This is a genomic window from Rhodoferax sp. GW822-FHT04A08, assembly GCF_058801025.1.
Genome location: NZ_JBXAMW010000002.1, coordinates 466,826 through 483,034 on the forward strand (window position 1 = coordinate 466,826; position 16,209 = coordinate 483,034).

Annotated in this window: 9 protein-coding genes, 4 tRNA genes and 4 rRNA genes; 2 read left to right on the top strand and 15 right to left on the bottom strand. The window is 54.1% G+C overall.

The window, feature by feature from the left end:
• Positions 1-83: 83 nt before the first annotated feature.
• From AC1RMF_RS06715 to AC1RMF_RS06785, 15 genes are all read right to left on the bottom strand, one after another.
• Positions 84-159: transfer RNA gene (locus AC1RMF_RS06715), tRNA-Ala, on the bottom strand.
• Between the two features lie 32 nt (positions 160-191).
• Positions 192-268 (bottom strand) — tRNA-Ile (locus tag AC1RMF_RS06720).
• Between the two features lie 99 nt (positions 269-367).
• Positions 368-1,902: ribosomal RNA gene (locus tag AC1RMF_RS06725) — 16S ribosomal RNA — on the bottom strand.
• Between the two features lie 364 nt (positions 1,903-2,266).
• Positions 2,267-2,379 (bottom strand): 5S ribosomal RNA (gene rrf / locus AC1RMF_RS06730).
• A 146-nt stretch (positions 2,380-2,525) separates the two neighbouring features.
• Positions 2,526-5,402, bottom strand: a 23S ribosomal RNA gene (locus AC1RMF_RS06735).
• 351 nt (positions 5,403-5,753) lie between these two features.
• Positions 5,754-5,829 (bottom strand) — tRNA-Ala (locus AC1RMF_RS06740).
• Between the two features lie 32 nt (positions 5,830-5,861).
• A tRNA-Ile gene (locus AC1RMF_RS06745) sits at positions 5,862-5,938 on the bottom strand.
• Positions 5,939-6,037: 99 nt separating this feature from the next.
• Positions 6,038-7,572, bottom strand: a 16S ribosomal RNA gene (locus AC1RMF_RS06750).
• Together the 16S, 23S and 5S rRNA genes with 4 tRNA genes alongside form the textbook arrangement of a ribosomal RNA operon.
• A gap of 419 nt (positions 7,573-7,991) precedes the next feature.
• Positions 7,992-9,071 carry a protein-glutamate methylesterase/protein-glutamine glutaminase gene (locus AC1RMF_RS06755; RefSeq protein ID WP_493140642.1) on the bottom strand — a complete coding sequence of 360 codons (1,080 nt, stop codon included), beginning with the start codon at positions 9,069-9,071 and terminating at the stop codon, positions 7,992-7,994.
• Positions 9,072-9,080: 9 nt separating this feature from the next.
• Complete coding sequence (gene cheD, locus AC1RMF_RS06760) at positions 9,081-9,731, bottom strand: chemoreceptor glutamine deamidase CheD (RefSeq protein ID WP_342621017.1); 651 nt, start codon at positions 9,729-9,731, stop codon at positions 9,081-9,083.
• An 87-nt stretch (positions 9,732-9,818) separates the two neighbouring features.
• Positions 9,819-10,673 (bottom strand): CheR family methyltransferase, encoded by an 855-nt coding sequence (locus AC1RMF_RS06765; RefSeq protein ID WP_342618952.1) that lies wholly within the window; start codon positions 10,671-10,673, stop codon positions 9,819-9,821.
• Positions 10,674-10,722: 49 nt separating this feature from the next.
• Positions 10,723-11,211, bottom strand: a complete 489-nt coding sequence (locus tag AC1RMF_RS06770) for a chemotaxis protein CheW (RefSeq protein ID WP_342618953.1) — start codon at positions 11,209-11,211, stop codon at positions 10,723-10,725.
• A gap of 9 nt (positions 11,212-11,220) precedes the next feature.
• Positions 11,221-13,389, bottom strand: a complete 2,169-nt coding sequence (locus AC1RMF_RS06775) for a chemotaxis protein CheW (RefSeq protein WP_493140645.1) — start codon at positions 13,387-13,389, stop codon at positions 11,221-11,223.
• A 45-nt stretch (positions 13,390-13,434) separates the two neighbouring features.
• Positions 13,435-13,797, bottom strand: coding sequence for a response regulator (locus tag AC1RMF_RS06780; protein WP_342618955.1), 363 nt, complete (start codon positions 13,795-13,797; stop codon positions 13,435-13,437).
• A gap of 37 nt (positions 13,798-13,834) precedes the next feature.
• Positions 13,835-14,278, bottom strand: a complete 444-nt coding sequence (locus AC1RMF_RS06785; RefSeq protein WP_342618956.1) for a hypothetical protein — start codon at positions 14,276-14,278, stop codon at positions 13,835-13,837.
• A 180-nt stretch (positions 14,279-14,458) separates the two neighbouring features.
• Here AC1RMF_RS06785 and AC1RMF_RS06790 point away from each other — a divergent pair, with 180 nt between their 5' ends.
• Together AC1RMF_RS06790 and AC1RMF_RS06795 are read left to right on the top strand one after the other, a co-directional pair.
• A complete protein-coding gene (locus AC1RMF_RS06790; protein WP_493140648.1) occupies positions 14,459-15,580 on the top strand; it encodes a sensor histidine kinase in 1,122 nt (373 codons plus the stop codon).
• Positions 15,577-16,206, top strand: coding sequence for a response regulator (locus tag AC1RMF_RS06795; RefSeq protein ID WP_493140650.1), 630 nt, complete (start codon positions 15,577-15,579; stop codon positions 16,204-16,206). The genes AC1RMF_RS06790 and AC1RMF_RS06795 overlap by 4 nt, the downstream gene beginning before the upstream one ends.
• The last annotated feature ends 3 nt before the right edge of the window (positions 16,207-16,209 follow it).

A 16,209-nucleotide genomic window follows, 5' to 3' on the forward strand; every position in this document is an offset into this window, starting at 1 on the left:
CAACAACAAAGTAGCCTTAAATCATAATAAATCTAAAGCAACTTTGGTGTTGAATAACTACCAAAGGATAAGTTTTGAAAGGTTGGTGGAGGATGACGGGATCGAACCGACGACCCCCTGCTTGCAAAGCAGGTGCTCTCCCAGCTGAGCTAATCCCCCGTGTACCCGAATATCTGTATATTGGACGACGATGGTGGGTCTGGTTGGTCTCGAACCAACGACCCCCGCCTTATCAAGACGGTGCTCTAACCAACTGAGCTACAGACCCAAGCCGGTCACTTGTGACCAGGCCATAAGCCAGAGTCGTCAGCGACAACCTTCCAACAACCGATAAGTGTGAGCGTTCAAATTAAATTGCAGTTTCCAGAAAGGAGGTGATCCAGCCGCACCTTCCGATACGGCTACCTTGTTACGACTTCACCCCAGTCACGAACCCTGCCGTGGTAATCGCCCTCCTTGCGGTTAGGCTAACTACTTCTGGCAGAACCCGCTCCCATGGTGTGACGGGCGGTGTGTACAAGACCCGGGAACGTATTCACCGTGACATTCTGATCCACGATTACTAGCGATTCCGACTTCACGCAGTCGAGTTGCAGACTGCGATCCGGACTACGACTGGCTTTATGGGATTAGCTCCCCCTCGCGGGTTGGCAACCCTTTGTACCAGCCATTGTATGACGTGTGTAGCCCCACCTATAAGGGCCATGAGGACTTGACGTCATCCCCACCTTCCTCCGGTTTGTCACCGGCAGTCTCATTAGAGTGCCCAACTAAATGTAGCAACTAATGACAAGGGTTGCGCTCGTTGCGGGACTTAACCCAACATCTCACGACACGAGCTGACGACAGCCATGCAGCACCTGTGTTACGGTTCTCTTTCGAGCACTAAGCCATCTCTGGCAAATTCCGTACATGTCAAAGGTGGGTAAGGTTTTTCGCGTTGCATCGAATTAAACCACATCATCCACCGCTTGTGCGGGTCCCCGTCAATTCCTTTGAGTTTCAACCTTGCGGCCGTACTCCCCAGGCGGTCAACTTCACGCGTTAGCTTCGTTACTGAGTCAGTGAAGACCCAACAACCAGTTGACATCGTTTAGGGCGTGGACTACCAGGGTATCTAATCCTGTTTGCTCCCCACGCTTTCGTGCATGAGCGTCAGTACAGGTCCAGGGGATTGCCTTCGCCATCGGTGTTCCTCCGCATATCTACGCATTTCACTGCTACACGCGGAATTCCATCCCCCTCTACCGTACTCTAGCTATACAGTCACAAATGCAGGTCCCAGGTTGAGCCCGGGGATTTCACATCTGTCTTATATAACCGCCTGCGCACGCTTTACGCCCAGTAATTCCGATTAACGCTCGCACCCTACGTATTACCGCGGCTGCTGGCACGTAGTTAGCCGGTGCTTATTCTTACGGTACCGTCATTAGCCCCTTGTATTAGAAAGGGCCGTTTCGTTCCGTACAAAAGCAGTTTACAACCCGAAGGCCTTCATCCTGCACGCGGCATTGCTGGATCAGGCTTGCGCCCATTGTCCAAAATTCCCCACTGCTGCCTCCCGTAGGAGTCTGGACCGTGTCTCAGTTCCAGTGTGGCTGGTCGTCCTCTCAGACCAGCTACAGATCGTCGCCTTGGTGAGCCTTTACCTCACCAACTAGCTAATCTGATATCGGCCGCTCCAATCGCGCGAGGTCTTGCGATCCCCCGCTTTCATCCATAGATCGTATGCGGTATTAGCACAGCTTTCGCTGCGTTATCCCCCACGACTGGGCACGTTCCGATATATTACTCACCCGTTCGCCACTCGCCACCAGGATTGCTCCCGTGCTGCCGTTCGACTTGCATGTGTAAGGCATGCCGCCAGCGTTCAATCTGAGCCAGGATCAAACTCTATAGTTCGATCTTGAATTTTTTCGCTCTTTCGAGCAACTCATAAATTGGAATCGACGTGAATATCATCTCTGACTTTCACATCTTTTTTACTTCATGAGCGTTTGTAGGTCAGTTAAGACCTAGTTCCGAAGAACTTGGCAATCGCCTTCAAACGCCCACGCTTATCGGCTGTAAATTTTTAAAGATCACAAAGAACTTTTTACTTCTCTTTGCTTGCTTCACTGTGATCAGCGAAGCCTTGAATTATGACACAGTTTTTAGCTGCTGGTCAACAAAAACGAACTTTTTTCGTTTTCATCAGCATCTTTCTTATCTGAAGACGCTGATGAAAACGCCCCAGGGATACCTGAGGCGTTTTTGGCTGTAAATAGCCTGACGATGACCTACTTTCACACGGGAACCCGCACTATCATCGGCGCTGACTCGTTTCACTGTCCTGTTCGGGATGGGAAGGAGTGGTACCAAGTCGCTATGGTCGTCAGGCATAACTTTTTTGTCTGATTGACTGAAGTCAACCGGACCAATTTATAGAGCTAATCAGCTTGTCTGTTACGACACCACTTGTGGTGGATTTTGAATGCGTCAACTTGGCATAACTTCCTTGAGTACATGGTGTACATCAAAGTTATAGGGTCAAGCCGCACGAGCAATTAGTATCGGTTAGCTTAACGCATTACTGCGCTTCCACACCCGACCTATCAACGTCCTGGTCTTGAACGACTCTTCAGGGGGCTCAAGGCCCCGGCAGATCTCATCTTGAAACGAGTTTCCCGCTTAGATGCTTTCAGCGGTTATCTCTTCCACACTTAGCTACTCGGCAATGCCACTGGCGTGACAACCGATACACCAGAGGTGTGTCCACTCCGGTCCTCTCGTACTAGGAGCAGGCTTCCTCAAATCTGCAGCGCCCACGGAAGATAGGGACCAAACTGTCTCACGACGTTTTAAACCCAGCTCACGTACCTCTTTAAATGGCGAACAGCCATACCCTTGGGACCGGCTACAGCCCCAGGATGAGATGAGCCGACATCGAGGTGCCAAACACCGCCGTCGATATGAACTCTTGGGCGGTATCAGCCTGTTATCCCCAGAGTACCTTTTATCCGTTGAGCGATGGCCCTTCCATACAGAACCACCGGATCACTATGTCCTGCTTTCGCATCTGCTCGACTTGTCAGTCTCGCAGTTAAGCACGCTTATGCCATTGCACTATTAGCACGATGTCCGACCGTACCTAGCGTACCTTCGAACTCCTCCGTTACGCTTTGGGAGGAGACCGCCCCAGTCAAACTGCCTACCATGCACTGTCCCCGATCCAGATAATGGACCTAGGTTAGAACCTCAAACACACCAGGGTGGTATTTCAACGTTGGCTCCACAAGATCTAGCGACCCTGCTTCAAAGCCTCCCACCTATCCTACACAGATCTGTTCAAAGTCCAATACAAAGCTACAGTAAAGGTTCATGGGGTCTTTCCGTCTTTCCGCGGGGAGATTGCATCATCACAAACATTTCAACTTCGCTGAGTCTCGGGAGGAGACAGTGTGGCCATCGTTACGCCATTCGTGCAGGTCGGAACTTACCCGACAAGGAATTTCGCTACCTTAGGACCGTTATAGTTACGGCCGCCGTTTACTGGGACTTCAATCAAGAGCTTGCACCCCATCATTTAATCTTCCAGCACCGGGCAGGCGTCACACCCTATACGTCCACTTTCGTGTTTGCAGAGTGCTGTGTTTTTAATAAACAGTCGCAGCCACCGATTTTTTGCAACCTCATTGGGCTCCCCAAGTAAATGGTTCACCTACTAAAGGCACACCTTCTTCCGAAGTTACGGTGTCAATTTGCCGAGTTCCTTCTCCCGAGTTCTCTCAAGCGCCTTAGAATACTCATCTCGCGCACCAGTGTCGGTTTGCGGTACGGTCGTGTGTAGCTGAAGCTTAGTGGCTTTTCCTGGAAGCAGGGTATCACTCACTTCGGCTGCAAGCAGCCTCGTTATCACCCCTCATCTAAGCCCGGCGGATTTACCTACCAGGCACGACTACAGGCTTGAACCAACATATCCAACAGTTGGCTGAGCTAACCTTCTCCGTCCCCACATCGCACTACACATCGGTACAGGAATATTGACCTGTTTCCCATCAGCTACGCATCTCTGCCTCGCCTTAGGGGCCGACTCACTCTACGCCGATGAACGTTGCGTAGAAAACCTTGCGCTTACGGCGAGGGGGCTTTTCACCCCCTTTAACGCTACTCATGTCAGCATTCGCACTTCTGATACCTCCAGCACGCTTTACAACGCACCTTCACAGGCTTACAGAACGCTCTCCTACCACTTGCAATAAATTGCAAATCCGCAGCTTCGGTAACTGGCTTAGCCCCGTTACATCTTCCGCGCAGGACGACTCGATCAGTGAGCTATTACGCTTTCTTTAAATGATGGCTGCTTCTAAGCCAACATCCTGACTGTTTTAGCCTTCCCACTTCGTTTCCCACTTAGCCAATTTTAGGGACCTTAGCTGGCGGTCTGGGTTGTTTCCCTCTTGAGTCCGGACGTTAGCACCCGGTGCTCTGTCTCCCAAGCTGTACTCTGCGGTATTCGGAGTTTGCATTGGTTTGGTAAGTCGCCATGACCCCCTAGCCAAAACAGTGCTCTACCCCCGCAGGTAATACTTGAGGCACTACCTAAATAGTTTTCGGAGAGAACCAGCTATTTCCAAGTTTGTTTAGCCTTTCACCCCTATCCACAGCTCATCCGCTAGTTTTGCAACACTAGTCGGTTCGGACCTCCAGTACCTGTTACGGCACCTTCATCCTGGCCATGGATAGATCACTTGGTTTCGGGTCTACACCCAGCGACTTGACGCCCTATTCGGACTCGATTTCTCTACGGCTTCCCTATTCGGTTAACCTTGCCACTGAATGTAAGTCGCTGACCCATTATACAAAAGGTACGCAGTCACCCTTGCGGGCTCCTACTTTTTGTAAGCATACGGTTTCAGGATCTATTTCACTCCCCTCCCGGGGTTCTTTTCGCCTTTCCCTCACGGTACTAGTTCACTATCGGTCAATGATGAGTATTTAGCCTTGGAGGATGGTCCCCCCATATTCAGACAGGATTTCTCGTGTCCCGCCCTACTTGTCGCAAGCTCAGTACCACACAGGTCATTTCACGTACGGGACTATCACCCTCTATAGTCGACCTTTCCAGATCGTTCCGTTATGTCTTGTGCTATCACTTGCAGGCTTCTCCGATTTCGCTCGCCACTACTTTCGGAATCTCGGTTGATGTCTTTTCCTCGAGCTACTGAGATGTTTCAGTTCACCCGGTTCGCCTCGCATGACTATGTATTCATCATGCGATACCTTTGCAGGTGGGTTTCCCCATTCGGAAATCTCCGGATCAAAGCTAATTTGCCAGCTCCCCGAAGCTTATCGCAGGCTATCACGTCCTTCGTCGCCTATCATTGCCAAGGCATCCACCATATGCTCTTATTCACTTGACCCTATAACTTTGATGATTCTTGCGAATCAACCAGTTATCTTCAAGGAATGTTTGACAGGTCTCTCACCTGTCGCGTTATGCCGTATTCAATTAACTTGAATAACTCGAATTTCAAACGTGAAGTTTGATATTCATTTTGACGCAATCAAAATTATGTCGCTAGCGGCACGGTCTGCACTAAACCTTTACGAATGTGCAGTTTCCGCTAGCAACGCTGATTAAACTCTATAAATTGTTAAAGAACAGCCGATTGATCAAGTAATCTCGATCAACAACAAAGTAGCCTTAAATCATAATAAATCTAAAGCAACTTTGGTGTTGAATAACTACCAAAGGATAAGTTTTGAAAGGTTGGTGGAGGATGACGGGATCGAACCGACGACCCCCTGCTTGCAAAGCAGGTGCTCTCCCAGCTGAGCTAATCCCCCGTGTACCCGAATATCTGTATATTGGACGACGATGGTGGGTCTGGTTGGTCTCGAACCAACGACCCCCGCCTTATCAAGACGGTGCTCTAACCAACTGAGCTACAGACCCAAGCCGGTCACTTGTGACCAGGCCATAAGCCAGAGTCGTCAGCGACAACCTTCCAACAACCGATAAGTGTGAGCGTTCAAATTAAATTGCAGTTTCCAGAAAGGAGGTGATCCAGCCGCACCTTCCGATACGGCTACCTTGTTACGACTTCACCCCAGTCACGAACCCTGCCGTGGTAATCGCCCTCCTTGCGGTTAGGCTAACTACTTCTGGCAGAACCCGCTCCCATGGTGTGACGGGCGGTGTGTACAAGACCCGGGAACGTATTCACCGTGACATTCTGATCCACGATTACTAGCGATTCCGACTTCACGCAGTCGAGTTGCAGACTGCGATCCGGACTACGACTGGCTTTATGGGATTAGCTCCCCCTCGCGGGTTGGCAACCCTTTGTACCAGCCATTGTATGACGTGTGTAGCCCCACCTATAAGGGCCATGAGGACTTGACGTCATCCCCACCTTCCTCCGGTTTGTCACCGGCAGTCTCATTAGAGTGCCCAACTAAATGTAGCAACTAATGACAAGGGTTGCGCTCGTTGCGGGACTTAACCCAACATCTCACGACACGAGCTGACGACAGCCATGCAGCACCTGTGTTACGGTTCTCTTTCGAGCACTAAGCCATCTCTGGCAAATTCCGTACATGTCAAAGGTGGGTAAGGTTTTTCGCGTTGCATCGAATTAAACCACATCATCCACCGCTTGTGCGGGTCCCCGTCAATTCCTTTGAGTTTCAACCTTGCGGCCGTACTCCCCAGGCGGTCAACTTCACGCGTTAGCTTCGTTACTGAGTCAGTGAAGACCCAACAACCAGTTGACATCGTTTAGGGCGTGGACTACCAGGGTATCTAATCCTGTTTGCTCCCCACGCTTTCGTGCATGAGCGTCAGTACAGGTCCAGGGGATTGCCTTCGCCATCGGTGTTCCTCCGCATATCTACGCATTTCACTGCTACACGCGGAATTCCATCCCCCTCTACCGTACTCTAGCTATACAGTCACAAATGCAGGTCCCAGGTTGAGCCCGGGGATTTCACATCTGTCTTATATAACCGCCTGCGCACGCTTTACGCCCAGTAATTCCGATTAACGCTCGCACCCTACGTATTACCGCGGCTGCTGGCACGTAGTTAGCCGGTGCTTATTCTTACGGTACCGTCATTAGCCCCTTGTATTAGAAAGGGCCGTTTCGTTCCGTACAAAAGCAGTTTACAACCCGAAGGCCTTCATCCTGCACGCGGCATTGCTGGATCAGGCTTGCGCCCATTGTCCAAAATTCCCCACTGCTGCCTCCCGTAGGAGTCTGGACCGTGTCTCAGTTCCAGTGTGGCTGGTCGTCCTCTCAGACCAGCTACAGATCGTCGCCTTGGTGAGCCTTTACCTCACCAACTAGCTAATCTGATATCGGCCGCTCCAATCGCGCGAGGTCTTGCGATCCCCCGCTTTCATCCATAGATCGTATGCGGTATTAGCACAGCTTTCGCTGCGTTATCCCCCACGACTGGGCACGTTCCGATATATTACTCACCCGTTCGCCACTCGCCACCAGGATTGCTCCCGTGCTGCCGTTCGACTTGCATGTGTAAGGCATGCCGCCAGCGTTCAATCTGAGCCAGGATCAAACTCTATAGTTCGATCTTGAATTTTTTCGCTCTTTCGAGCAACTCATAAATTGGAATCGACGTGAATATCATCTCTGACTTTCACATCTTTTTTACTTCATGAGCGTTTGTAGGTCAGTTAAGACCTAGTTCCGAAGAACTTGGCAATCGCCTTCAAACGCCCACGCTTATCGGCTGTAAATTTTTAAAGATCACAAAGAACTTTTTACTTCTCTTTGCTTGCTTCACTGTGATCAGCGAAGCCTTGAATTATGACACAGTTTTTAGCTGCTGGTCAAATTTCTTTTAAAGTTTTTTTATTTGCTTTACTTAGAAATTTGTCTTCGCCGTCATTAGCGAAGCCCTCGACTATAGCACTGTTTTTTGGGATTTCAAAACAACTTCAAAAAAAGTTGCCCTGAACGCCTTGACGCACATTCCAAGGTACGAGGTCACACCCGGTAGCGATCAGTACTTCCAGAGAGCTTGGCAAGTAATGCCGTCGCTATGGAGGTCAAGGGCAATACCTCGTCCGCAGCGCCGTGCAAGATGGCTTCGCGCGGCATTCCAAAGACGACGCAGCTGGCTTCATCCTGCACGAAGTTGTAGCTTCCGGCATCCCGCATCTCTTTCATGGCCTTGGCACCGTCATTACCCATGCCTGTGAGCATGATTCCAAAGGCGTTGCGGCCCACTACCCGGGCAGCCGACTTGAATAACACCTCGACAGATGGTTTGTGGCGATTCACCAGTTCGCCGTCTTCCACGACACATTGGTAATTGGCCCCGCTTCTGTCAATTCGGAACTGCTTGCCCCCCGGCGCAATGTAGGCGTGCCCCGGAAGAATCCGCTCACCATTTACCGCCTCTTTCACGGAAATTTGACACAAGCCATTGAGCCGGGCTGCAAAACTGGTGGTGAAGCCGGGCGGCATGTGCTGCGTGATGACAATTCCAGGCGAATCTGCTGGCATCCGTACCAAGATTTCCTTGATGGCCTCCGTACCTCCCGTAGAAGCACCGATGCAGATCAGTTTTTCAGTGGAAATACGTCCGATGGACGCGTTTTGGGGTTTGGCCGCCGGCGTAGAAGCGGGCACGGCCGCCGGTGTAACGGTACGTCGAACGTGCGCCTGGGCCGCAACCCGTACCTTTTCGACGATCAGTCCGGCAAGCTCGTTAATGCCATCAACCAAGCCAATCCGTGGTTTTGCCACGAAATCCACCGCGCCCAGCTCCAGAGCGCGCATGGTGATCTCGGCGCCGCGCTCCGTCAGGGTAGAGATCATAAGAACCGGCATGGGACGCAGGCGCATCAGCCGCCCCAGAAACTCAATTCCATCCATCTTCGGCATCTCGATATCCAGGGTGATCACGTCCGGATTGAGTTCACGAATCATTTCACGTGCGATCAGTGGATCGTTGGCTGTGCCAATGCACTCCATGTCCGGCTGGCGGTTGATGATCTCAGACAACAAGCTGCGCACCAGCGCGGAATCGTCCACAACAACTACGGTAATCTTCTTGCTCAAACCACATCCTCAAAACAAATCAACAGAGCCACCGGCGTTTGACTTGGCAACCGTGGCCGCATTTCCGCGACGCTCCTCCACCGCCAGTGTTTCGGGGTGCGAGTGAGCGAGCCGTTTGACCAGCGCCTTGCCCGTAACCGGGAAAAAACACACCTTGCGCGGATGGATATCCAGCACATCCTGTGAGACGATGGGAATACGCTCTGTAGCCAGGTAATCCTGAACAAACTGCGTATTGCGCTCCCCCACATTCATGGTCGTAAATCCGGCCATCACCTGGCCGCCGCCAAAGATCTTGGCCTGCATGGTCTCTCGCCTGGCTCCCAGCTTGAGCATTTCGTTGATCAACAACTCCATGGCAAACGAGCCATAGCGACCGGACCCGTCACCGGTATCACCGTCCGGGAGCATGAAGTGGTTCATGCCACCTACGCGTGACCTTCCATCCCACAGACAGGCTGCGATGCACGAACCCAGAACGGTCATGATCACAATTTCCTCGCCGGAGACGAAGTACTCGCCCGGCAACACTTTGACAGCGTCGTACTGAAAGTGGTGATCTGCATAGAAAAAGGAGGCTTCACCCGGTTTGCGTGCCTGCGCCTTGAGCTGGTCGACCCGCGAGACCCGTCCATTAGGCAGCGTCTTGGCCGCGGGCATGGCCGCGCTCAAGCGCGAGGCATTCGGGGTGGGGAAATTTGAACTCATAGGGTTGTTGCCATCAGGTCCACGCAATAACGCATTGCACTAGCGGCGCTCATAGGCGGTTTTCCCCTTCAATACAAACAAATCGCGCGAGTCACTGAAATTTTCTGCATGTCCGACAAATAGAATTCCGCCCGGCTTCATGACACGGTGAATCCGCTCCAGCACCCGGCGCTGCGTTTCCGCGTCAAAGTAGATCATCACGTTGCGACAGAAGACGACGTCAAAGGGCTCCCTGAAGGGCCAGTCGTCCTTGATCAGATTGATGATCAGGAACTCTATGTATTGCCTTAACTCCGGCTTGACCCGCACCATTCCCTGATTGGCGCCCTTCCCACGCATGAAAAAGGCCTGCATCTGCGCCTGGCTGACCCCCTTGAGCGACTCCGCCTTGTAGACACCGTTGGCCGCCGTAGCCAGCACTTTGGAGTCGATATCGCTGGCAGCCAAGGAAAACTGGGGGCGGCTACCCAAAGCCTCCAGCGCGGTCATCACGATCGAGTAAGGCTCCTCCCCCGTGGAGGCTGCGCTGCACCAGACCTTCCAGTGGTGCGACGCCGGTTTTGACTTCAGGTGCTCAGCAAAAATCTGGAAGTGGTGATGCTCACGAAAGAAGGACGTGAGATTGGTCGTGAGTGCGTTCACGAACTCCTGCCACTCATCACCATCGGTGGACTCCAACCAGGACAGATACTCCTTGAAGCTCTGGTGCCCGGTTTCACGCAAACGCCGAGACAAGCGGCTATACACCATGGCATGCTTGCCATCATGCAGGCTGATTCCGGCACGGCGGTAAATCAGGTCCTGTACGCGGTCAAAATCTGCGCTGGTCCATGCAAATTCTCGCCCTTGGATTCCTGCGTCACCCAGACTGTCCATGGAAGCGCGTGCATTCATCGTATTTCAATCGTTCTTCTAGTTGTAATTGAACGCTCCCGGGAAGCGGTTACTCTTCGGAACTGACCAGCCCCATATCGGGTGCAGACATAAGTCGCTCGATGTCCAACAGAATCAGCATGCGTTCGCCAAGAGAGCCCAGGCCCATGACCGCACTGCTGTCAATCACGCTGTCAATGTCCGGTGCGGCCTTCAACGCCTCGGGGGGAAGCTCCATCACGTCGCTCACGGAGTCGACCACAATCCCCACGATACGGTTGCGCAGGTTCAGGATGATCACAACCGTAAAGCTGTTGTACTCCGCCTTTTCGCAATTGAATTTCAGGCGCATATCCACGATAGGAACAATCGTGCCCCGCAAGTTCACCACACCCTTGATGAAACTGGGCGCATTGGCAACCCGCGTGGGAGGCTCATAGCCCCGGATTTCCTGCACCTTGAGAATGTCGATGCCGTACTCTTCGGTATCCAGCCGGAACGTCAGATACTCGCGTGCGCCCGTCGATGTGAGCTCTTCCATTTTTTCCATCATTCCCATAACTTGCTCCTAGTGCCTGGATCGACGCACCAACGCGGCCGTATCCAGAATCAATGCAACTTTGCCATCCCCCAATATCGTGGCGCCAGACACGTTGGGCACCTTGCGATAGTTGGATTCCAGGTTCTTGACCACCACCTGCTGCTGGCCCAACAGCTCGTCCACCAACAGAACCACGCGACTTCCGTCAGCTTCCACCACGACCATGATGTCGCTGTTCTTCTCAAAGTCAAAACGCGGCACCTGGAACACTTTTTCAAGCTCGATCACCGGCATGTACTCGTCACGCACCTTGACCAGTTGAGAGCCCTGTCCGACTGTGCTGACCGCATCGGCCTTGACCTGGAAGGACTCCACTACGGAGGACAACGGCAAGATGTACACCTCCTCGCCCACGCCAACGGACATGCCATCCATGATGGCCAGCGTCAGCGGCAGGCGCACCGCCACCCGCATGCCAAAGCCCTCTGCGGAGTCAATCTCCACGGTGCCATTCAGGGCGGCGATATTGCGCTTCACCACGTCCATGCCAACGCCGCGGCCTGAAACATCGGTAACCACCTCGGCCGTCGAGAAGCCGGGGGCAAAGATCAGCCCCCAGACGTCCGCATCGGACATCTGATCTGATACGTCCATACCGCGGTCTCGCGCTTTCTTGAGAATCTTTTCCCGCGACAGGCCCTTGCCGTCATCCCGGACTTCAATCACGATGGAGCCGCCTTGGTGTGAAGCAGACAAGGTGATCGTTCCGGTTTCAGGCTTTCCAGCCGCCAAACGCTCGGCCGGCGACTCAATGCCATGGTCGCAACTGTTGCGAACCAAATGCGTCAACGGGTCTGTGATCTTCTCAACCAGCCCCTTGTCAAGCTCAGTGGCTTCGCCTTGCGTCACAAAATCCACCTTCTTGCCCAGTTTGCCGGCCAGATCGCGCAACATGCGAGGGAATCGGCTGAACACAATGGACATGGGGATCATGCGGATCGACATGACCGATTCCTGCAAATCACGGGTATTGCGGTCCAGGTCGGCCAACCCCGTCAACAGCTGCTGGTACACCGCCGGATCCAGCGCCCGACTGTTTTGCGCCAGCATGGCCTGCGTGATCACCAGCTCGCCCACCAGATTGATGAGTTGATCCACTTTGCTGATGGCCACACGGATGGTGGCGGCTTCAGGCTGCTGCGCAGCCGGTGCCGCCGCGGTCTTTGCCACAGCCTTGGCCCCGGTCTTGACTTCCGCTACATGGTTGTCCGTAACACCGGCACTGGCTTCGTGACCCGCTACTGGCGCGCCCGGTGAACCGTCAAAGAATCCATAGCCAGCAGGTGCCTCGGGCTGCGCGGGCGCCGGAGTGGCGGCTGCAGGCGCTCCGGGTGCATCGTCGAAGAAACCATGGCTGGCATCCGCCTCGGCGGGCGTAGGGGCGGCCACAGGCCGAATTTCGATCTGCTCGCGCGCCACATGGAAGGTAAACAGGTCCAGCAGGTCTTCATCGGTAGAAGCCGTTTCAACGGCAAACATACGAAAGTCCTTGCGGTCTGAACTCAACGCCTTGATGGTGCCCAGCCCCGGGATATCCCGGAACAGCTCAGAAATGGCATCTGCCTGCTCGGGATGGGTTAGCGGGCCAACCTTGATTTCCAATGGCCGAACGCCTCCAGCAGCAACGGGCTCCGCTGGTTTAGCCACCGCAGCCGGTTTGGGCGCAGGTGCCGGCGCGGGCGCGGGCGCCGCCACTTTGGCCGGTGCCGGAACATTGCCAGCCGCCAGATCCGCAATACGGCGCACCAAGTCTGCAGTCGGTGGGGCCTCACTGGTATCGCCAGACTGGTGGCGTGCCAACAGGCTGCGCGACGCGTCCGCCGACTCCAAGAGAACATCAACCATCACAGAAGTTGGCTGCAACTCGTGCCTGCGCAAGCGGTCCAGAAGAGACTCCATCTTGTGGGTCAGCTCGGCAACGTCCGCAAAACCAAAAGTCGCGGCACCGCCCTTGACGGAGTGGGCGCAACGGAAGATGCCATTGAGCTCTTCGTCATCCGCTGTTTCCAGGTTCAGATTCAGCAGCATGGTCTCCATCAGGTCCAGGTTTTCGCCTGCTTCCTCAAAGAAGATCTGATAGAACTGACTTAAATCAATATCGCCGCCTGCGCCGCTTTCTTGATGCGTTTCTGACATTATTTATTCTCCTGTTTGGCGTCCTGGGGTGCCCCAACCGACTTGTTAGCGAATGACTTTCTTGATGACGTCGAGCAACTTGGCTGGGTCAAACGGCTTCACCAGCCAGCCGGTAGCCCCCGCGGCGCGTCCGGCTTGCTTCATCAGATCGCTGGATTCTGTCGTGAGCATCAAAATGGGCGTTGTCTTGAACTGGGGATGGTCACGCAATTTGCGGGTAAGCCCCAAGCCGTCCAGGCGTGGCATGTTTTGATCGGTAAGAACCAGATCGAATGATTGCGTCTGCGCCTTTTCATAGGCGTCCTGGCCATCCACGGCCTCCACAACCTGATAACCCGCTCCGGTGAGCGTAAAAGAGACCATCTTCCGCATGGAAGGTGAGTCGTCGACGGCGAGAATTACAGGCATCAAATGCTCCAGCTAATCAATCTTGGAATGGGGTGGATCAGAAAAGTTCAATGGAACCGGCGTCCATTTCGTCCTGAGTGACAGGGTTGGGCCGCTCCGGTACTTCTTCCACAAAGGGTACTGCCTCCCCGTCCTCCACCCCCATGGACTCGGAAGCCAGACGGTAGGCGCAGCCTTGCAATATCTTGGAAGTGTGGGTAATCAGCTGGGAGGCCATGTCCTGAAACTGAAGCTCGGTTACTGCCGCACGCAATGTGCTGCGCACCACATCGAGCTCCTTGGAGGCGACCAGATCGGGGTTGGCCAGATTGGCGCTTGCCGCGGTGAAGCGCTCCATCAGGTTTTCCATGGTGTGCGCCAACAGGCCATCCAGCCGGTTGAGATCATGGACCACCACCAACAGAGAGTCCTGCACTTCCGCCACAAGCATCAGCGGCATTTGAACAGATGGCGCACTCGGTGTTGTCAGTGATGCTGGCATCGTTATTAACCCTCAAAGCCACTCGGCAATTTATTCATTTTGGCATGCCTCCCACTTTCTATCTTGGAGGTTATCAGGAAACTCCGTGATTGTGGAAATTTTGACTTGGCTCGCCGCTCTTTCGAAGCGAAAAAACTTGCGCCCGCGCAGAACGTAAACAGATAATCTGCCCCAATGCGCATGGCTCCCCTTGTATCCCCCACACCTACCCAGCCACTTCGCATTCTTCACCTGGAAGATTCGGAGCTGGACCATCAGTTGGTTTGCAGGGCTCTGAAGAAAGACAAGCTGGACTTCACTGTCACCCGGGTCGATTCGCTTGCTGAATTTGACCACCAACTGCGGAACCGCGATTTCGATATCGTTCTGGCAGACTATCGTTTGCCTGGTTTCACTGCCCTGGACGCATGGACCGTACTGAAGGAGATCGGGAGCAAGATCCCTTTTGTGCTCCTGTCCGGCGCCATCGGGGAGCCGGCGGCGGTTGCCGCCATCCAATTGGGCATCAGCGACTACCTCCCCAAAGAAGGCTTGGACAAACTGGCCCGCGTGATTGCCAGCGCCATCGAAGTGCACAAGGCCAAGGCTGCAGAAGCACGCGCCGTGGCGGAGCTCGCAGCCTCCGAAAAGCGTCTGGCCCACTTTGCCCAACACCTGCAAACCGCCATTGAAAATGAACGCGCCTCGATTGCGCGGGAAATACATGATGACATTGGCGGATCGCTCGCTGCTGTGCGGCTGGACCTGTCCTGGTTGGCGCGCCACGCGCCAAGCACGGAGGCACAAGACCATGTGACAGCGGCCAATGACATGCTGCAACACGCCATTGGAGCGAGCCAGCGCATCATGATGAACCTGCGTCCTGCCATCCTGGACCAGGGCCTGTACCCCGCCATCCAATGGCTCGCCGAAAGTTTCCAACGCAGAAGCGGCGTCAAGACCTCGCTCTTGACCAACAATCCGGCCATCAACCCTGAAAAGCACCTTCAGCTGACGGCATACCGCACGGCGCAGGAAGCCCTTACGAATATTTCCAAATACGCGCAGTGCACTCTGGTCAAGATAGACTTGTCCGATGCGGAAGGCGTGCTGACGCTTGAGATCTCTGACAATGGCCAGGGCATCTCGCAAGAGGCCCTGGACAATCCCGCGGCTTTCGGGATCCGGGGGCTGAAGGAGCGGGCCAAAGTTGTGGGCGGCTGGCTGGACATCAGTACACGCCCAGGCCAGGGCACCACCCTCATACTTAACATCCCGCTGGATGAAAAGACCAGTTCCCACGACGAGGCGGATTTTCTGTGATCAAAGTAGTACTGTGTGATGACCACGCCATGGTGCGCAGAGGCATTCGCGACACGCTCAGTGAAGCCGTGGACATCCAGGTCGTAGGCGAGTCGGGCAGTTATTCTGAAGTGCGCGAAGTTCTGCGATCAGCGGCCTGTGATGTGCTGATTCTTGACCTGAATCTACCGGGCCGAGGCGGCCTGGAAGTGCTTTCTTCCCTGCGCGAATCGGGCTCCGCCGTGCGTGTGCTGATTGTTTCCATGTTCGCCGAGGACCAATACGCCATTCGCTGCCTGCGCGCTGGCGCCCATGGATACCTCAACAAGGCGGGAGACCCGGCCGAACTGATCGCTGCAGTGCGCACGATTGCGCAAGGACGCAAATACGTGACGGCTGCGGTGTCCGACATGTTGGTCAACAACCTGGCCGAACCCAGCGCCGAGACATTGCACTCCACCTTGTCCGAGCGGGAGCTGCAAACCCTGCTGAAGATTGCCTCCGGCAAGAAACTCTCGGAAATTGCCGAAGAGCTGATGCTCAGTCCCAAGACCGTAAGCGTCTACCGCGCCCGGCTACTGGAAAAGCTCAAACTCAGCAACAACGCCGAGTTGACTGTCTACGCCATTCGCAACGAGCTGGTCTGAACG